Raw genomic sequence first — 20770 nt, forward strand, 5'->3', positions numbered from 1 at the left:
TTTAATTAATTACACGCCATGAACGGAACAGTTAACAAAGTCGTTTTAATTGGTCATTTAGGAGACGAGGTTAAAATGCATTATTTTGATGGAGGAAATTGTATAGGAAGATTTCCGCTTGCAACAAACGAAGTTTACATCAATAAAACTACAGGAGAAAAAATTACTTCTACCGAATGGCACAATATAGTTGTTCGTAATAAAGCCGCAGAAATTTGTGAAAAATACCTTTCAAAAGGAGACAAAATTTATGTTGAAGGAAGAATAAAATCACGTCAGTGGCAAACAGAAGACGGTACTACAAAATATACTACTGAAATTCAAGTGACCGAGTTTACTTTTTTAACGACTAAAAAAGAAACTGAAAATAATTTTAAACAAGAAAATAAAGGATTTTCTGAAGCTCCAAAAAGCAATGATTTTAGCTCTGATGGAGACGACAATAATGATGATTTACCTTTTTAATGTCTAACTAATTTTTTAAAATTTGGACCCAGACCCTTCCAGTTTTCTCAACTTCATAAACATTGAAATACTAATAGGTAGTATTGCAGTATTAGTATTACTAATTTGTTCTGCATTTATATCAGGTTCTGAAGTTGCTTTATTTTCTCTTTCTCAAAAAGACATTGATGATTTAAAAGAAACTGATTACAACAAAGGCAATTTAATTTCTAATTTACTTGACAGACCTAAAAAATTATTAGCAACAATTTTAGTAGCAAATAATTTCATAAACATTGCAATCGTAATCATCTTCACTTCATTTAGTGAAGAACTATTCGGGAGTATAGCCTCTCCAATTTTTCGATTTGTTTTAGAAGTTGTTGTTGTAACATTTTTAATTTTACTTTTTGGTGAAGTTTTGCCAAAAATTTATGCCAACAGAAACAACATTTCTTTCTCTAAAATAGTTGCTATCCCATTGTTAATTTTAGATAAGATTTTCTCACCACTAACAATTCCAATGCGAAATATTACGTTGTATATCGAGAAAAAGTTCAGTGTACAAAAAACAAATTTCTCAATTGATCAACTTTCGCAAGCTTTAGAATTAACTAATCAAGAAGAAACAACACAAGAAGAGCAAAAAATACTTGAAGGAATTGTAACTTTCGGAAACACAGATGTTAGACAAGTTATGAGTCCAAGAATCGATATTTTTGCTTTAGATTTTGAAGAAACTTTCGGAGAAATCATGCCAAAAATTATCGAAAAAGGATATTCAAGAATACCTGTTTATAAAGAAAATATTGATCAAATCGAAGGAGTCCTTTTTATCAAAGATTTAATTCCCCATATTGATGAAAAGAAAGACTTTAATTGGCAACAATTAATTAGAGAACCATTTTTTGTTCCAGAAAATAAAAAACTGGACAATCTTTTAAAAGAGTTTCAAGGAATGAAAAACCATTTAGCAATTGTTGTAGACGAATATGGCGGAACTTCAGGTTTAATTTCCTTAGAAGATATTTTAGAAGAAATTGTTGGTGATATTAGTGATGAGTTTGATGATGAAGATTTAATTTACTCTCAAATTGATGACAAAAACTTTGTATTCGAAGGTAAAATCGGTTTAAAAGATTTTTATCGGATTGTAGATGTTAACGAAGAAGAATTTGAAAACGCAAAAGGAGAAGCTGAAACTCTAGCAGGGTTTATTTTAGAAATATCAGGAAATTTCCCAAAAAAGAATCAGAAAATAAATTTCAACAATTGTACGTTTACTATTGAGAGTTTAGACAAGAGGAGAATAAAACAAATAAAAGTTACGTTAGAATAGAACATGAAAAAAGCACTTTTAGGTATCGGATTTTTTTTACTAGTTTCATGTGGAGAAGAATCCACACCAAAGCCTAACGCACAATTACGATTAGAATATCCTAATGCAACATACGGAGAATTAAATAGCGATTGCTCGTTCAATTTTATGGTTAATGATTTGGCCAAAATAAAATCCAAACAACCTTGCACATTTGAGATTAATTATCCAAAAATGAAAGGCACAATTTATATCACTTATAAAAATGTAAACAACAACATTGATAGTTTACTAAGAGACGCACAAAAATTAACATACGATCATGTTGTTAAAGCAGATGAAATAATTACACAACCTTACATAAATAAAGAAAGAAAAGTTTACGGTATGTTCTCAGAGGTTGGAGGGAATGCTGCCACAAATGCTCAGTTTTATGTGACCGATAGTACCAAAAACTTTATTTATGGAAGTATGTACTTTTATGCAAAACCGAATTTTGACTCAATTTTACCCGCAGCCAGTTATATTAAAGATGATATAAGAAAAATAATAGAAACTGTTGAATGGAAATAAAATAGTCTATAAATAAAAAAGCCTCTTGAAATCAAGAGACTTTTTTATTAAGTGCGGGTGAAAGGACTCGAACCTTCACACCTTGCGGCACCAGATCCTAAGTCTGGCGTGTCTACCAATTTCACCACACCCGCTGTACGTGAAATGTGGGTGCAAATATAGATATTAGATTGATATAAACAAAATAGTAAAGTAAAAATATTTTTATTAAACTTTTTTATTATTTTAGCACCTAAAACCCAAATTTCATGAAACTTAATAATGCTTTTTTAGTAAAAAATGTTTATTTACTATTTTTTACTCTAATTTATTCAACATTATCGATTTCACAAACCCCTGAACAGGTAAAACAAATTGTATCTAAATACGATTTGAAAAAAGCTGAAATATTATTAGAAAAAGTTCGTAAAAGAGAATCTGTCGAAAAACAGAAAGCAATTTCATTTGCTAAAACCAACAACATCCCTATTTATAGAGAAAATAAAAATGGTGGATTTGATGAGTTAATGTATCTTTTACCTAGTGGAGAACCAATTTATTATGCTTTAGACAATGCCAATGCAGCAACCTCAACTAGAGTTAATTTCCTTAGATCTGGAGGAGGTTTAGGTTTAAACTTAACTGGAACTGGAATGGTGCCAAGAGTTTGGGACGGGGGACCAATTAATGCAAACCACCAGGAATATGTTGGCAGAACAACATTTGGCGATGGCAATTCAACTGTTAACACAAACAGCTTTCACGCGATACATGTTACCGGTACAGTAATTGCATCTGGCGTTCAAGCTAATGCTAGAGGTATGGCATACCAAGCAACAGCAAGAACGTTTGACTGGAATGATGATGAATCTGAAGCTATTAGTGAAGCAATGAATGGCATGTTACTTTCTAATCATTCTTATGGCGTGCCAGTTGCAAATGCTCCAGGTAATTGGTATATGGGTGCTTACTCCTCAGAGGCTTATAATTGGGACGTTATTGCCTATAACTTTCCTTACTATCTAGCTGTAATGTCAGCGGGTAACGATGGAAACACTAACAACTCTCAACCTACAACAGCTGGTTTTGATAAATTAAATGGAAATAAAAACGCAAAAAATAATTTAGTAGTTGCTAATGCTCAAGATGCTACTGTTAATGCAACTACAGGAGCAATTACTGCAGGAGCAGGTATTAACTCTTCATCTAGTGAAGGACCTTCAGACGATAGGAGAATAAAACCTGATATTACAGGTAACGGTACTTCATTGTATTCAACTGGAAGTGGAACAGGAACTGGTGGAAACAACACTGCATATTCTACACTAACAGGTACTTCAATGGCAGCTCCTAATGTAACAGGTACACTAACCTTAGTTCAACAACATTATTTCAATGTAAACGGTTCATTTATGAAAGCTGCTACATTAAAAGGACTTGCTTGTCATACTGCAACAGATAGAGGAAATCCTGGACCTGACGCCGTATTTGGATGGGGATATTTAGACGCGAAAAGTTGTGTCGAAACTATTACAAACAATGGATTATCATCTTGGATATCTGAAGAAACACTTTCACAAGGCCAAACTTTTACTATGCAAGTTGTTGCTCAAGGTGGTGGCGTTCCTTTATTAGGATCAATCACTTGGACTGATGTGCCAGATGCATCTAAAATAAATAATGGAACTTTAAACGAATCTACTCCCGATTTAACAAACGATTTAGATATTAGAATTACTCAAGGAGCTAATACTTATTTCCCATGGAGATTACAAAATAACGCGACATCAAATGCAACTAGAAATAGTGACAACAATGTAGATAATGTTGAACGTATTAATATAGACACTCCAACTGCTGGACAGGTATATACAATAACAGTAACTCACAAAGGTACTTTAGCAGATGGACTTCAAAATTTTTCACTTGTTGTTACTGGAATTTCATCTCAATTTACATTTAGTACTACTGAAAGTAATAAAATTGTTTGTTCTAACTCAGGAAATGCCGTTTATAATTTTAACTTTCAAAAAATTGGCGGTCCAGCTGTGAGCTTATCAGCAAATAATGTTCCAACAGGAGCAAATATAAGTTTTAGTCAAAGTTCAATTAATACAAATGGTGCTTTTACAGCTACATTTAGCAATTTAACAAATGTTGCTGCTGGAGAACATCAGATTGAGATAATTGGAAATAATGGTATAGAAACTGAAACCAGAAAAATTTATCTAACTGTATACCATTCAGATTTCACAGCATACCCTCAATTGACAAACTTACCTTCAAACGGCGCAACTGGAATATCAACTTCACCAACAATTTCATGGACTGCAAATGATAATGCTGAAAGTTACAATCTAGAAATAGCAACTGATGCTGCATTTACATCAATTGTACACTCTTCAAATGAAAATGGAACTTCTGTGCAAGTTAATGGATTAACTGACCAAACAGTATATTATTGGAGAGTTACACCTACCAACAGATGTGGTACTGGAATTCCTTCAGAAACTAAAGCTTTTCAAACAGGTATATTAAATTGTTCATTTAGTTATACTAATGGCACAAACGTAGCTATTGATAACACTGTTGACAATTCAGGTTTTGGAATGGGCGCTGGTTGGAGTGTTTCACAAATAAATGTACCTGATAATTTTACAGTAGGTAATGTTGATCTGGATTTATTACTTCAGCATACTTATATTCAAGATTTAACAATGTATCTTGAAGCTCCTAATGGGACATACATAATATTAGCGCAAGAGCCTTGTGGAAATAATGATGATATTGATGCAAAATTTATTGATGGCGGAAATGCTATAAGTTGTTCAACAGGACCGGGTGCCGATTTATCAGGAAATGTCCAACCAAATCAACCAATGAGTACCTTCCAAAATTTAAATTCAAATGGAGATTGGTTATTATATGTCAATGATGCTTATGGTGGCGACAATGGAACTATTGATAGCTGGACACTTAACTTATGTAGTATTGCGGCAATTACAAACACTCCAAGTCTATTAAACAACGGAATCACTACATTAGTAAACTCTACCTATGATTTAACGAATTCTGACATTCAAGCATCTACTGTTGCTGAAAGTGCTTCGCAGCAAGTTTATACAATTGTTTCTACTCCAACATTAGGAAATTTAAGATTAAACAATACTATCTTATCAATTGGTGATACTTTTACACAAAATGATATAGATACTGGAAACTTAAACTACATCAATACTGAATCTTCATCTAATACTACAAATTTTATTGTTGATATTAAAAATAGTGTGAATGGATGGTTAGGTAATCAAGTGATTAATATTGCTATAATTTCATGCGGAGATATAACAACTACTTGGAATGGTTCGTCATGGAGTAATGGAGTTCCAGATAGAACTTCAGCAGTTACTTTTACAGGTAATTATTCTTCATCTTCAGATTTAGAAGCTTGTTCGGTTACTGTAAGTAATAATTCTCAAATTACTGTTAATTCAGGTCATACGTTGCTTGTTGGCGGAAATGTTACTGTGGACTCAGGCTCTTTAATTACAATTGAAAATAATGGAGCTTTACGCCAAATAGATGATTTAGCTACAAATACTGGAAACATTATAGTAAAACGAATTTCAAGTCCTATGATTCGTTTAGATTACACCGCTTGGTCTTCTCCAGTTTCTGGACAGCAATTACAAGCTTTTTCTCCTAATACGGTTGCAACTCGTTTTTATGAGTATTTATATACGGGTACTACAACTCCAACAGCTTACCAATCGGTAACTGCTACAAATAATTTTACATCAGGTAAAGGATATATGATTCGTGTTGATAATACTTGGTCTTCATCTACTCCAGCTGCATATAACGGACAATTTAATGGAGTGCCTTTCAATGGTATTGTTAACCAAAGTGTAGGTACTGGATATAATTTATTAGGAAATCCTTATGCTTCACCTGTAGATGCAGATACTTTCTTAACAGATAATGCTAGTGTAAGCACACTTTATTTCTGGACAAATACAACACCTGCTAGTGGTGGTGTATATCCTCAAAACAATTTTGCAGCATATACAACTTTAGGAGGAACAGCAGCTTTTGCTAGTGCAAAAATTCCAAATGGAACTATCCAAACTGGACAAGGATTTTATGTTCAATCTGGAGCATCTGATATCATTGAATTCAACAATGCGCAAAGAATTAATGCTTCTACAAGCACTCAATTCTTTAAAACAGGTAATTCAACTCTTACTTCTGTTGAAAAACACAGAGTTTGGTTAAACTTAAACGATTCAAATACTTCGTACAATCAAATTTTAGTTGGTTATATGGATGGCGCAACCATCGGAATTGATAATTTAATTGATGGAAAAGTAATTGATACTTCAAAACCAATGTTGTATAATGTTCTAAATGATGAAGCTTATGTGATTCAAGGTAGAGCTTTACCATTTAACGATGAGGATGTAATTGCTCTAGGTTTACAAATTTTAGAGGCAGGAAATTACAATATTAACATTGAGCAGGTAGATGGATTATTTGACAACCAAGATGTTTTCTTAAAAGATAACCAAACTGGAATAACACATGATTTAAAACAAGGAGCATATTACTTCACAACAAATACTGGAATGTTTAACAATCGTTTCGAATTAGTATTCAAACAAGGAACATTATCACAAGAAGAAATAGCTTTAAACAACAGTATTTTGGTGTATGCTAATAGCAATGGAATTGAAGTACAATCATCTGTACAAATCGATGAAATTGTAGTGTTTGATGTTTTAGGAAGAACACTATTTGAAAACAAATCGGTGAATGAAAACAATTATACGATACAATCGATACCACAAACTAAACAAGCATTGATTGTAAAAGTAAAAGACAACAATGGTAATACTAAAACACAAAAAGTAGTATTCTAATTATTAAAACATGCTAATAAAAAAGCCCATCGATTTCGATGGGCTTTTTTATGTTTAGCTTTCAAATTAAAATTTTAATTAATCAATTCTAGAAAGCTTAATTTTTTTATTCTTATTTTGAGCTACTTGCTTGTCTGAAAAAATAGTATTTAAATCTTCTAAAATATTTAATGCTTCATCTACATAAACATCTCTTTCCATTTCTTCATACCAACGAACTCGTTTTTCTTTTAATATTGAATCTTTTTCAAAAATAGCCTTTTCATAAGGCAAAGAATTGAAAGCTAATCCATTTTTATAACTTGAAATTGGTTTAAATTTCTTTAATTGAACATCCACAGAATCTAACTCAGCTTGGAATGACGAAATGTTTAAACTAAAATCATTATCATCTTTTCTATCAAAAATCCATTTTGCATTTTCTTTAATCAACTTAAACTGCTCGTTTTGGTCAATTCTTGATTTACTCTTAGCAATTATGTCTTGAAAACCATTTGTTACTGTTTCATACTTAGCTGGAGAAATTTTATCCCAAGGTAAAGCATTATCTTCATCTCTTTCTCCCATATCTAAATAAGAAAAACGATCTGGTAAAACAATATCACTTAAAACACCTTCTCTTTGCGTAGAACCACCATTAATTCTATAAAACTTTTGAATTGTAGTCTTTAAAGCGCCTAAATCTCCATAAGAACTTCCTCTAACAAATTGATTCAAATCAATAATGTTTTGAACAGTTCCTTTCCCATAAGTATGCTTACTACCAATTACAATTCCACGTTTGTAATCTTGAATTGCAGCCGCGAAGATTTCTGAAGCCGATGCAGAATAATTATCAACCATTACCACTAAAGGACCATCCCATTGTACATTAGGATCTTTATCCGATAACACTTCTTGTTTTCCTCCAGAAGTTCTAATTTGAACTACAGGTCCTTTTTCGATAAATAAACCAGTCATATTCACAACTGTCTCTAAAGAACCTCCACCGTTTCCTCTTAAATCTATAATTAATCCTTCAATACCTTCTTCTTTTAAACGCTCTATTTCTAAAGCAACATCTTTAAAAGCATCACGTTCATCTTTATTATCAAAACTTATGTAAAATTTAGGTAAATAAATAATCCCGAATTTTTTCCCGTCTTTATCTACAGTTGATGATTTTGCAAAAGTTTCTTCTGTCTCTACTTCGTCACGAATGATTGAAATTATTTCAATTGTTCCGTCAACTTTTTTAACCGTTAAACGAACTTCAGTTCCTTTCGGACCTTTAATTTTTTTAACTACATCATCAAGACGCATTCCCGCAATATCTAAAGGTTCTTCATCGCCTTGCGCTACTTTTAAAATAATATCTCCAGCTTCTAGCTCCTTGCCTCTCCAAGCTGGACCTCCTGAAATTAATTCAGAAATTTCAACTGCGTCATTTTTCTTTTGTAAGCGCGCACCTATTCCTTCAAATTTACCGCTCATGCTCACATCAAACTTTTCTTTATCATCAGGTGAAAAATAGAAAGAATGCGGATCAAAACGCTCAACTATTGAATTTAAGAAAATTGAAAACCAATCATTTCTATCCAATTCTTTTTCAATAAAATCAAAATATTCATTTAAGGATTTTAAAGAGCTTTCACGAGATTCTTTCTCAATAACTTCAAAAGTCTTTTTCGAATAGGTTGAATCTTTTTTAAACTTACTTTCTTCAATTTCTAACTTATCAGAAACCGATGTTAAAACTGAAAGTTTTAATTGTTTTCTCCAACGATCTTTTAGCTCGTTTTTATTTGCAGCATAAGGTAAGTTCTCATAATCTACATTAATAGTTTCTTCTTTATTGAAATCAAAAGGTTTACTTAAAATAGCTTCATAAACTGCTCTTGATTCATTAATTCTTTTTAACAATCTTGAATTTGTTAACTCAAAAAAAGTTAAATCCTTATTGTGAATTAAATCATCAATTTTATCTTCATACTTAACAAATTCATTTACATCAGATTGTATGAAAAATCGCTTGGTAGGATCAATTCCATTAATATATTTTTTATAAACCTGTTTAGAAAAACTATCATTAATTTCAGAAGGACTGTAATGCCCTCTTTCTAAGACATAAGTTAGTAATTCCAGTAACAATTTATCTTTTTCTGGATCTTCAATTTTTTTTGAAGGAATAAAACTCCATAACACAGCCGACAATGCTGTAACTAGCAAAATAATTTTATAATTTCTTTTCATATACTCCACAATTCGGTTCATTGCTAAATTTTCAACTAAGGTACATAAAAAATTATGCCACACTTATGCAATATACGATAAAATTTTGTTAAAGACTTCTCTAAATATTAACCTTGATAAAACTCATTTCAACTTAAATTATTTAATTTAGCAAAAAATAAAAATTCATGAAACGTCCTTTAATATTAGTTACTAACGACGATAGCATTGTTTCACCGGGCATTAGAACTTTAATTAGTGTAATGAAAGAAATTGGAGATGTAGTAGTTGTAGCCCCTGATAGTCCACAAAGCGCTATGGGTCATGCTATAACAATTAACAACACCCTCCATTTAGACAAAATAAATCTAGATCCCGAAATTGAACACGAATATAGTTGTTCTGGGACTCCTGTAGACTGTGTAAAAATGGCTGTACATGAAATATTAAAGCGTAAACCTGATTTATGTGTTTCAGGCATTAATCATGGTTCAAATTCTTCAATTAATGTAATTTATTCTGGAACAATGAGTGCGGCTGTTGAAGCTGGAATAGAAGGCATTCCTGCAATAGGATTTTCTCATTTAGATTATAGCTGGGAAACTGACTTTTCTCCAGTAAAAAGACATGTAAAAAAAATTGCTCTAGAAGTATTAAAAAATGGTCTACCTGAAGGCGTAGTCCTTAATGTTAACTTTCCTAAAAGTGAAAAAGGAGAGATCAAAGGCATAAAAGTTTGCAGACAAGCTAAAGCAATGTGGATTGAAGAATTTGATAAAAGAACTAATCCTCAAGGAAAAGAGTATTATTGGCTCACAGGCGAATTTGTAAATCAAGATAAAGGTCAAGATACAGATGAGCATGCTCTTGAAAATGGATTTGTTTCTATTGTACCTGTTCAGTTTGATTTAACTGCACATCACGCTATTCAAACAATTAATAATTGGGAATTATAACATGAAGAAAAAAGATTTATTTGTAGGCTTAGTTTTAGGTTTAATAATTGGATTATTAGGCACTTTAGTTGTAATCCTTATAATGACTAAAGGGAATCAATCTTTATCAAATGGTTTTCAATATATGAGAAACATTGGTTCTATTGGAAAAGTTATAACCTTGGGAGCTATTCCAAATTTACTTTTGTTTTTTTATTTACTTAAGAAAAACAAAGAAATGATGGCAAGAGGAATTATACTTGCTCTTTTTATCTTAACAATTGTGACTTTAGTATTATAATATGAAATATTATATCATTGCAGGAGAAGCTTCAGGCGATTTACATGGTTCAAATTTAATGAAAGCTCTATACAAAGAAGATACAGCAGCTGAAATTAGATTTTGGGGAGGCGACTTAATGCAAAATGTTGGAGGAACTTTAGTAAAACACTATCGTGAACTAGCATTTATGGGATTTATTGAAGTGCTTGCTAACTTAAAAACCATATTGAACAATATAAAGTTTTGCAAAAATGATATTGAAAAATTCCAACCTGATGTTATAATTTTTATTGACTACCCTGGTTTCAATATGCGTATTGCAACTTGGGCAAAACAAAAAAAGATTCCAACACATTACTATATTTCACCTCAAATTTGGGCTTGGAAAGAAAATCGAATTAAAGCCATAAAACGCGATGTCGATTTTATGTATGTAATTCTTCCCTTTGAGAAAGATTTTTACGAGAATAAACATAACTATGCAGTAGATTTTGTTGGACATCCTTTAATTGACGCCATTAATAATCGTAGCGCTGTAAATGAAACCGAATTTAGAAAAGAATATCAACTTGACGAAAAACCAATAATAGCCTTATTGCCAGGAAGTCGAAAACAAGAAATAAATACCAAACTAAAAATAATGGTTTCGGTTGTAAAAGATTTTCCAGAGTATCAATTCCTTATTGCTGGGGCACCTAGTCAAGATTTTGAACTTTATAAACCATATTTAGAAAACAAAAACGTTCATTTTATTTCAAACAGAACCTATGATTTGCTAAGTGTTTCACATGCTGCTTTAGTTACATCGGGGACAGCAACTTTAGAAACCGCTTTATTTAAAGTTCCTGAAGTGGTATGCTACAAAGGAAGTTGGATTTCTTATCAAATTGCAAAGCGAATAATAACGTTAAAGTTTATTTCTTTGGTAAATTTAATTATGGATAAAGAAGTCGTAAAAGAGCTAATTCAGGGAGAATTGAATACTAAAAATTTAAAAGTCGAGTTAAGTAAAATTTTAGAAGGCATAAATCGTAAAAAAATGCTTGAAAACTATACTATTTTAGAAGAAAAACTTGGTGGAATTGGAGCAAGTGAAAAAACTGCACAATTAATTGTTTCGAGAATTAAAAAATAATTTTACTTTAGCATAAAAGCCAAAATAATGCTTAAAAAAATACTATTTGCCTTACTAATTTCAATCGGTTTTGTAGCCTGTAAATCGAGTTCTAACATTGTAACCTCTAAAGATGAGGCTATTGAAAAAGGAATTTATGATTATGACTCTAAAACCACTTCAACTCCAAAAAAATCAACTAGAAAAAGTTCTTCTAAAAAAACTAGTATTCCTAGCTTAAACAGACAAATTGTTGAAGATGCATTAGACAATGTTGGGGTTAAATATCGTTTAGGAGGAACAAACAAAAAAGGTATGGATTGTTCAGGTTTGGTTTTTAGCACTTATGAAAATCATGATGTTCGATTACCTAGAACTTCAATTGACATGTCTCGACATGGCAAAAAGATAAAAAAACGCGAAGCACTTCCTGGCGATTTAATTTTCTTTAAAACTAACGGAAGAAGTGTAATTAACCATGTAGGAATTATCACGGAAATAAATGATGACCAAATTACATTTGTACACGCTTCAACCAGTAAAGGCGTTATAGTTTCATCTACTTCAGATGATTATTATAACAAAACATTTGCACAAATTAATAGAGTTTTAAATTAAGAATAGCTAGTGAAAGTTTTTGCTTATCCTTTAATTCCTTTCACTATTTCTTTAAGTTTAGGGATTGTGTTTAATTATTATTTAAATCTCAATTTCTTAGTACTACTACTATTTTTACTATTTTTTCTTATTACATTAGGAATATTCTGGATTAAAGAAAAAAGAAGTTGGAAACCAACAATTAATTTTGGAATAATCACATATATCCTTGCTTTTAATATTGGAACAATAATTCAGCATTTAAATTATAATCCAAATTCCGATTATCACTATTCTAAAAGAATTAATTCGAGTAATTCACAAAGTGTAAAGGGTACAATACTATCCAATCTAAAGTCAACCGCAAAAAACACTAAACATTTAGTAGCCATTACTGAAGTAAATTCTGAAAAAGTTAATGGGAAAATATTGATTTACGTTAGAAAAAACAATCAAAAAGGATTGGTGCCTGGCGATGAAATTGCATTTATTTCTGAATTTCAAAACATCCCGAATACTTTTAACCCTTATCAATTTGATTATGCTACTTATTTAAAAAACCAGAATATTTTCCATCAAGTTTTCTTGAATAACAATGATTTTATTGTACTGCATCATCATGAAAATTGGAATTCATTTTGGTATTCGGTACAAAATAAATTAATAGATAGTTATGCGATTCATCACTTTGATTCAAAAACAAATGCAATACTAAATTCGTTATTATTTGGACAAAGGAAACTATTAGACCAAGAAACGCTAGCAAAATATTCAAATGCAGGTATAATTCACATTTTAGCCATTTCAGGTCTACATGTCGGAATTATATATTTACTATTACTAACACTATTTAAACCCTTCCATAGAATTAAAAACGGAAAATTAATTGCTCTTATTTTAATTCTCATTTTCTTATGGAGTTTTGCTATCATAACAGGTTTATCGGCTTCAGTCACAAGATCCGTAACCATGTTTACAGTAATTGCCATCGGAAATTATTTAAATCGGAATTCAAATATTTATAATACTATAGCTTTTTCCGCTTTACTATTACTACTCTTTAATCCTAATTTTATTTTTGACGTAGGTTTTCAAATGAGTTATGCAGCAGTTTTAGCAATAGTTTCTTTGAATCCAATATTTCATTATTTTCATTTTTCAAATTCGAAAATTATTAAATTCTTTATCGATTTATCACTAGTTTCAATTGCTGCGCAAATTGGTGTTTTACCTCTAAGTTTATTCTATTTTAATCAGTTTCCTGTTTTATTCTTGATAGCAAATATTGTAGTTATTCCATTAACAATACTTATTTTATGGATAGGAATTACAACACTTATTCTTAACGTATTACTTCCTAAATTGTCTATTCTTTTTGGTGAAATTTTAGAATTTTTAATTTCAATCTTAAACAATTATGCTGAATGGATTTCAAAATTTGAACTATTTATAATTCGCAATATTTCATTTAATGAAATTTTATGTTTACTAAGTTATTTTATCATAATTTCATTCATCTTTTGGACTCATAAAAGAACCTTTAAAAACTTTAAAACGTTTTTACTTGGTATAATTTTCTTACAAGTAGGCTTTTTATTTACAAAACAAGAATCTACTTTTAAAAATGAATTAATAGTTTACAATAGTCAGAAACCTATAATAAGCTTGAAATACAACAACTCCGTTTCATTTTATACTAATGATATTGAGTTTAATTCCAATACGATTAATCACTATAAAAGAGGAAGCTTTGGGGATGATTTTAATATTTCAAGTTTAGAAAACATTTATTTATTTAAAAACAATAAAATTCTAATTATTGATAGTATTTACTATCCTATAATCGAAAAACCAACCCATTTAATAATTACCAATAATCCGAAAATTAATTTTGATAGAGTATTAGAAGAAACACATCCTAAACAAGTAATTGTAGACAACAGTAACCCATATTACAAAGTTGAAAAATGGAAAGCTACTTGCGAGAAAAGAAAAATCCCTTTTCATGCAACTGCTGAAAAGGGATTTTATAAGTTAAAGTAAAAAATTACTTATTAAGTATCTTATTTGATTTAGATATCCAAACTTCAGGACCTCCACGTTCATAACCAATATTTCCTAAAGCATCTAAATTTACTTTTTTACCTTCTTTTTGAACAGGATTAACAAACCATATTGTAGGATAACCCGTTACTCCGAACATTTGTTGCATAGAATAGTTTTGGTTTCTTAATTCTTCGCTTTGCTGTGTTTTCCTAGGAAAATCCAATTCTACTAAAACAACATTATCATTTGCCCATTTAGCAAATTCAGGTTTATGAAAAACTTCTTTTTGTAAACGAATACACCATCCACACCAATCTGAACCTGTAAAAAACATCATTAAAGGTTTCTTTTGCTCTAATGCAATCTTAGCAGCATCAGATACATCAGTATGCCATTTTAATTCTTGAGCTTGTGACACAAAACTTGAAACAATTAAAACCGCAATAATTAAAAATCTCTTCATTATATTTTATTTTTATTCAAAAGTAGACAAAAAGAATGCCATTTTTTGTAACCTACTTAACACCATGCATTAGTTTCTTAATCACTGGAGTCATAATTACCGCAAAAATAGCCATTACTATAGACACTATAGTCAACATCCAAAAGAAGTAACTTAATCCGTGTTCGTTTGCAATTTTATCAATGTTTTCTCCAAATTTACCTGCGCCTTTCATACCGATAGCAACCGCTAAATACCAAACTCCAAACATAAAAGCAATCATTCTTGCTGGAACCAATTTTGATACATAAGATAAACCTACTGGTGAAATACATAATTCACCCATAGTATGGAACAAATACACTAAAATCAACCAAATCATACTTACAGAAGCAGTCTTTGCTCCAGGCTCAATACCTGTTGCACCTATAGCCACACATGCCATCCCTAATGCTAATAATCCCATACCAATACCGTATTTCATATTCGCATTTGGATTGTATTTACTTTCCCACCATTTTGAAAATAATGGTGCTAATGAAATAATAAATAAAGAATTTAAAGTTGAGAACCATGTTGCCGGAACCTCAGTAATAGGGCTAGTTACTTTTTCAATTTTTAAGAATTCTAAAGTTGAATCTGAAAGTGCTAAATAACCTGCAGAATAAAAATCTTTTAGTAACATCCAAATTGCAATTGCCCAAATAATTACAAAACTCGTTGATAAAATGATATTTGCTACAGCGTAATTTTTAAAAGTTTGTTTGAACAACAAGTATAATACCCAAGTAATAATTGCTAATGGAACAACTGTAATTAATGAGTTTATAATTAAGAAGAATGTACTCCAATTCCCCTCAAGAACTCTATTTGTATAATCGCTGGCAAAAATGGTTAGCGAATTTGGTGATTGCTCAAAAATTGCCCAAAAGAAAATCGTTAAAAATGCAAAGAATGTAACAGCAATCATTTTTTCTCTTGTAATTTGAGAATAACGTAAAAGCCTAGAAATTAAAAGTCCAATAAAAATTACTAATGCTGAAACAATAGCGATATTATTCCCATTTTCACCTAAAAATCCAAAAATATCAATTTCTCCATTTGAAATTTTTGAAGCAGGATCATTCAAAATCCATAGTAATCCTAAAACAGAAGAAATACCGATTAAAACTAAATCGATTGTCGTAAAAGGGTTTCTTTTATCGGTATCACCAATTTCAGATTTTGCTTTACTTTCTGCAGTTGGCTTTAATCCAATATCTCCGAAGATATTTTGGGACAACCAAAATTGTAACATACCGAAGAACATAAAAATACCAGCTAATCCAAAGCCATATGTCCAACCCACTTTTTCACCTAAATAACCACATAATAAGATTCCGAAGAAAGCTCCTGCGTTTACACCCATGTAGAATAAAGTATATGCTCCGTCTTTCTTTTCTGGTCTATCCTTATACATTTCAGAAATAATAGAAGTCATATTAGGCTTAAAAAATCCATTTCCAAAAACTAAAAGAACCAAACCTAAATAGATTGAAAATTCAGTTTCTATTGCCATAGAGGCGTGACCTAAAGTCATTAAAACTGCTCCAACTACAACAGCCCATCTAAAACCAATTATTTTATCAGCAAAATAACCTCCTAACATAGTAGACAAGTACACTAACCCTACATATGAACCAAATAGAGCGGATGCATTTTCTCTAGTCCAACCCCAACCTGGCATTTCACCAAAGACTGAAGCTGTTAAGAATAATATTAAAAGAGCTCGCATTCCATAGAATGAAAAACGCTCCCACATTTCTGTAAAAAACAATACAAATAAACCTGCTGGATGTCCTAAAACAGGGTTTTTAAAAAATTGATCTGTTGAATTTTGACTCATAATGATTAATTATTTAGTTCTTTATCTACTCCTTGCATTAATTTCTTTATAAAAGGCGAAAATACTAAAAGTAAAGCACCAAAACCAATATGAAATTAATTTACAATTAAAATTTATTGATTTTTAATGAATTCCTTTCATAAGTTTTTTAAGCAATGGCACTAATAAAAGTAAAACTGCTGCACATCCTAAAACAACATAAACACCCCATTGAAGATAAACATCTACGTAAGGATTTATTTGCTCAGACATTGAAGCATTTTCACCAATTTCACCAACGGTAATTAATTTTCCAATTTCGGTAGCTACTTTATTTCCTACCGAATAAGATAAAAACCAAACTCCCATTGTAAAACCTACTATATGAGATGGTGATAATTTTGTTATCATAGATAATCCCACTGGAGATAAACATAATTCTCCTAAAGTGTGAAATAGGTACATGAAAATAATCGCCCAAATAACAATTTTATCACCTGAGGCCATTGCTGATTTTGCACCTAATACAATAATTAAAAATCCTAAAGCTAAAAGAACTAATGAATACACAAACTTTAATGGTGTACTAGGTTCTAATTTTAGTTTGTTAAGTTTCATCCAAAGCCAAGCAAAAACTGGTGCAAAAATTACTATAAACAATGCATTTAGAGCTTGAAATTGTGAAGCAGGAATTTCTGAACTACCAATAAATCTGTCCACAAATCTATCAGTAATTAAGGTTAATGAACCTCCTGCTTGCTCAAATAGAGCCCAAAACATTGCGTGGAATACAAACAATATTAAAACGACTAATAATCTTGAACCATTTTCGTATTTTGTGCTTAGATAAATCAAATATGCTAAAACAACAACTGTAATTCCAGTTAATCCAACTTTAAAAACATCGTCGTAACTAAATAATATAGCCCATAATGGAACTGCAAGAAAACTCAATAATACAATTATCTTATTAATACTAAGACCCGCAAAAACACTTTGTGTATCAAATTTATCATCAGGAACAAGTCCTTTATCTTCAAAATGTTTAAGATTTTTCCAAAAGACAATTAACCCAACAAACATCCCAATTCCGGCTAAACCAAATCCCCAATGCCAACCTACACTTTCTCCTAAATAACCACAAGTTAAAGCAGATAAAAATGCTCCTACATTAATACCCATGTAAAAAATATTATAGGCAGGATCTTTTCTAGGATCATCTTGCTCATAAAATTTACCTAAGAAACTTGAAATATTTGGTTTAAAATAACCTGTACCCACTACAATAAATGAAAGTGCAATAAAAAAGAAAAACTCATTAGTTTCTGCTACTAATCCTTGAGCAGCTAATACTATATGACCTATACTAATTAATACTCCTCCTAATAAAATAGATTTTCTAAAGCCTAAAAATTTATCTGCCATCATCCCTCCAATAATAGGTCCGAGATAGATTGAAGCTGTATAAGTCCCATAAATGGCAAGAGATTTTACATCTGCCTCCCCGCTAGCTATTTGTTGAAAAACAACCTTAACCATATACAAAGTAAGTAACGCTCTCATTCCATAATAAGAAAAACGTTCCCACATTTCTGCAAAGAAACAAACAAAAAGTGCTCTTGGGTGTATTTTAACATTTGCTTTGATTACCATAGGTATCCATATCAAGCAAAAAATCCATCCAAAAATTATTAGTCCTAATGAAAAATCCATATTTAAAAAATTAAAAATTATGAAGGCTTAAATTGCCTATTTTATAAATTGTTTATGATAAAATTGGTCATTTTTGTATACAATTGAAGACGTGTTTTTCCACCATAAATTCCGTGGTTTTTATCAGGATAAATTGCCCAATCAAATTGCTTGTTTGCTTGCACCAAAGCTTCAATCATTTTCATAGTGTTTTGAACATGTACGTTGTCATCAGCCGTTCCATGAACTAATAAAAAGTTTCCTTTTAATTTTTCAACATGGTTAATTGGCGAATTATTATCATAACCACTAGCGTTTTCTTGTGGTGTTTGCATGTATCTTTCAGTATAAATTGAATCGTAATATCTCCAACTTGTAACTGGCGCTACAGCAATTGCTGATTTGAAAACATCGGCTCCTTGAAAAATACAATTTGAAGCCATAAAGCCACCATAACTCCAACCAAAAATTCCAATTCTGTTGGCGTCAACATAATCGTATTTTGCTAAAACTTTTGCCGCATCAATTTGATCTTCGACTTCATATTTTCCTAATTCTTTATAGGTACATTTTTTAAATTCAGCACCTTTAAAACCAGTCCCCCTTCCATCTACACAAGCTACAATATAACCTTTTTGTGTAAGCATTTTAAACCAATAATCGTCGTAACCATTCCAAGAATTATCTACTTGTTGCGAACCTGGTCCAGAATATTGATACATAAAAACAGGATATTTTTTTGTAGCATCAAAATCTACGGGTTTTAAAATCCAAGCGTTTAATTTATTTCCCTTTTCAGTTGTTAGTTCAAAAAATTCTTTATCTGGCAGATTGTAATTTTTTAGTTTTTGCTCCAATGGATCATTGTTAACGATTTCCTTAACTAAACCTCCGTTTTTTGCATTGCGTAATGTAAAGTTGGGCGCTTTTGTAGCACTTGAAAACGAATTAATGAAGTATTGAAAATTTGGACTAAAAGTTCCTCGATTAGTTCCAGTTTCACTAGTTAAACGTTTTTTGTTTTTTCCGTTTAAACCGATACTGTAAACATCTCTATTTATCGAACCATTTTCAACCGATTGGTAAAAAACAGTTTTCGATTTTTCATCGAAACCATAATAAGAAGTTACTTCCCAATTTCCTTTTGTTACTTGATTTTTTAATTTTCCATTCTTATCGTAATAATATATATGATTGAAACCATCTTTTTCTGAAGTCCAAATAAAACTATTGTCAGCTAAAAAAGTTAAATTATCGGTTACATCGACATAAGCTTTATCTTTTTCGTTTAAAACCACTTTATATGTTGCCGAATTCCCATCAACAAAAAGTAAGTCTAAATTATTTTGATGGCGATTTAAAACTTGAGCACTTAATGTGTTAGCATCATTTGTCCATTCAATTCTGGCGATATAAAAATCATTATATTTTGACAAATCGACTTGCTTAGATTGTTTAGTATTTACATCATAAATATGAAGAGAAACCTCAGCATTTTTCTCTCCAGCTTTAGGGTATTTAAATTTAACTTGTGTAGGATATAGGCCCTGATTATACATATCCATTGAAAATTCTGGAACTTGAGATTCATCAAAACGGATATAAGCAATTTTATTACCTAATTTGTTCCAATCGAATGCTCTTACAAAAGCAAATTCTTCTTCGTAAACCCAATCTGTAATACCATTTATAATTGCATTTTTCTTTCCATCATTTGTAATTTGCATATGCTTTTTTGAAGCAATATCATAAACAAACAAGTTATTTTGATAAGCATAAGCAATTTTTGACCCATCAGGTGAAAAAGTTGGCTCTTGAATTTGGTAATCAGCTATTTTAGTTAGCTTTTTTGATGCCATATCATACAAATAATAATCGGCTGTAAAAGAATGACGAAATATTTGTTCAGAATTATTAGCAATTAAAATTTGATTTTCTTTTTGATTAAAAGTATAAGAGTCTATTCCGCTCAATTCTGAAAAATCTTTTGAATCAACTAAAGTAGAAACTTTTTCTAAAGTAGCATAATCAAACAAATCGATTTGCATAGAGCGAGAAGCACGATCAAAATTTAAAACTGTATATTGATTAGTGTTTTTCATAGCATTTAACTCATCCATTCCTTGAGTTCTAAATGCTCCTGACCAAATTTCTTCTAATGTGATACTTTTCTGAGCTTGAACAGAAAAAGTAATGAATAATAAAAATGAGAAGGTAATTTTTAATAATTTCATAATTTCTAAGTAAAAAAACCCCCAATTTTAGTGAAAAAATATGACACTTACACCATATTTTTTGTTAAAAGGCAATTTTTAATTCCCCTCCAAAAATTGTAAAACAAAAATTGATTTTA

The 20770-nt window shown here is 30.8% G+C and carries 14 protein-coding genes and 1 tRNA gene; 9 read left to right on the forward strand and 6 right to left on the reverse strand.

Features of this window, described 5'->3' with window-relative positions:
* The first annotated feature begins 18 nt into the window (after positions 1 to 18).
* Genes KK2020170_RS01990 through gldD form a run of 3 tightly spaced genes read left to right on the forward strand, consistent with a single transcriptional unit; the run spans position 19 to position 2335 of the window.
* A complete protein-coding gene (locus KK2020170_RS01990; RefSeq protein ID WP_221259138.1) occupies positions 19 to 465 on the forward strand; it encodes a single-stranded DNA-binding protein in 447 nt (148 codons plus the stop codon).
* A 22-nt stretch (positions 466 to 487) separates the two neighbouring features.
* Positions 488 to 1783, forward strand: a complete 1296-nt coding sequence (locus KK2020170_RS01995) for a gliding motility-associated protein GldE (protein ID WP_221259139.1) — start codon at positions 488 to 490, stop codon at positions 1781 to 1783.
* Positions 1784 to 1786: 3 nt separating this feature from the next.
* Positions 1787 to 2335 (forward strand): gliding motility lipoprotein GldD, encoded by a 549-nt coding sequence (gldD, locus tag KK2020170_RS02000; protein WP_221259140.1) that lies wholly within the window; start codon positions 1787 to 1789, stop codon positions 2333 to 2335.
* Positions 2336 to 2387: 52 nt separating this feature from the next.
* Here gldD and KK2020170_RS02005 read toward each other — a convergent pair.
* Positions 2388 to 2469, reverse strand: a tRNA-Leu gene (locus KK2020170_RS02005).
* A 114-nt stretch (positions 2470 to 2583) separates the two neighbouring features.
* Here KK2020170_RS02005 and KK2020170_RS02010 point away from each other — a divergent pair.
* On the forward strand, positions 2584 to 7233 hold the full coding sequence (locus KK2020170_RS02010; protein ID WP_221259141.1) for a S8 family serine peptidase: 4650 nt from the start codon (positions 2584 to 2586) through the stop codon (positions 7231 to 7233).
* A gap of 78 nt (positions 7234 to 7311) precedes the next feature.
* Here the strand turns inward: KK2020170_RS02010 and KK2020170_RS02015 are convergent, their stop codons facing one another.
* On the reverse strand, positions 7312 to 9486 hold the full coding sequence (locus KK2020170_RS02015; RefSeq protein ID WP_221259142.1) for a carboxy terminal-processing peptidase: 2175 nt from the start codon (positions 9484 to 9486) through the stop codon (positions 7312 to 7314).
* A gap of 146 nt (positions 9487 to 9632) precedes the next feature.
* Between KK2020170_RS02015 and surE the strand changes: the two genes are divergently transcribed.
* The 5 genes from surE to KK2020170_RS02040 are packed head-to-tail and all read left to right on the forward strand — an operon-like array spanning position 9633 to position 14416.
* The gene (gene surE, locus KK2020170_RS02020) at positions 9633 to 10400 is read left to right on the forward strand and encodes a 5'/3'-nucleotidase SurE (RefSeq protein WP_221259143.1); all 768 of its coding nucleotides are present in this window, start codon (positions 9633 to 9635) and stop codon (positions 10398 to 10400) included.
* 1 nt (position 10401) lies between these two features.
* Positions 10402 to 10680 (forward strand): hypothetical protein, encoded by a 279-nt coding sequence (locus tag KK2020170_RS02025; protein WP_221259144.1) that lies wholly within the window; start codon positions 10402 to 10404, stop codon positions 10678 to 10680.
* A 1-nt stretch (position 10681) separates the two neighbouring features.
* On the forward strand, positions 10682 to 11797 hold the full coding sequence (gene lpxB, locus KK2020170_RS02030) for a lipid-A-disaccharide synthase (protein WP_221259145.1): 1116 nt from the start codon (positions 10682 to 10684) through the stop codon (positions 11795 to 11797).
* A 27-nt stretch (positions 11798 to 11824) separates the two neighbouring features.
* A complete protein-coding gene (locus KK2020170_RS02035; RefSeq protein ID WP_221259146.1) occupies positions 11825 to 12394 on the forward strand; it encodes a C40 family peptidase in 570 nt (189 codons plus the stop codon).
* Between the two features lie 9 nt (positions 12395 to 12403).
* Positions 12404 to 14416 carry a ComEC/Rec2 family competence protein gene (locus KK2020170_RS02040; protein ID WP_221259147.1) on the forward strand — a complete coding sequence of 671 codons (2013 nt, stop codon included), beginning with the start codon at positions 12404 to 12406 and terminating at the stop codon, positions 14414 to 14416.
* Between the two features lie 4 nt (positions 14417 to 14420).
* On the opposite strand, the gene KK2020170_RS02045 is transcribed toward KK2020170_RS02040, so the two are convergent.
* From KK2020170_RS02045 to KK2020170_RS02060, 4 genes are all read right to left on the reverse strand, one after another.
* A complete protein-coding gene (locus KK2020170_RS02045; protein WP_221259148.1) occupies positions 14421 to 14882 on the reverse strand; it encodes a thioredoxin family protein in 462 nt (153 codons plus the stop codon).
* A 52-nt stretch (positions 14883 to 14934) separates the two neighbouring features.
* Positions 14935 to 16746 (reverse strand): peptide MFS transporter, encoded by a 1812-nt coding sequence (locus KK2020170_RS02050; RefSeq protein WP_221259149.1) that lies wholly within the window; start codon positions 16744 to 16746, stop codon positions 14935 to 14937.
* A gap of 123 nt (positions 16747 to 16869) precedes the next feature.
* Positions 16870 to 18438: a peptide MFS transporter gene (locus tag KK2020170_RS02055; protein WP_221259150.1), complete on the reverse strand. Its 1569-nt coding sequence runs from the start codon at positions 18436 to 18438 to the stop codon at positions 16870 to 16872.
* A 41-nt stretch (positions 18439 to 18479) separates the two neighbouring features.
* The gene (locus tag KK2020170_RS02060; RefSeq protein ID WP_221259151.1) at positions 18480 to 20651 is read right to left on the reverse strand and encodes a S9 family peptidase; all 2172 of its coding nucleotides are present in this window, start codon (positions 20649 to 20651) and stop codon (positions 18480 to 18482) included.
* Between the last annotated feature and the right edge of the window lie 119 nt (positions 20652 to 20770).

Origin of the sequence: Flavobacterium okayamense, from assembly GCF_019702945.1 — a bacterium.
GTDB classification, from domain to species: Bacteria; Bacteroidota; Bacteroidia; order Flavobacteriales; family Flavobacteriaceae; genus Flavobacterium; species Flavobacterium okayamense.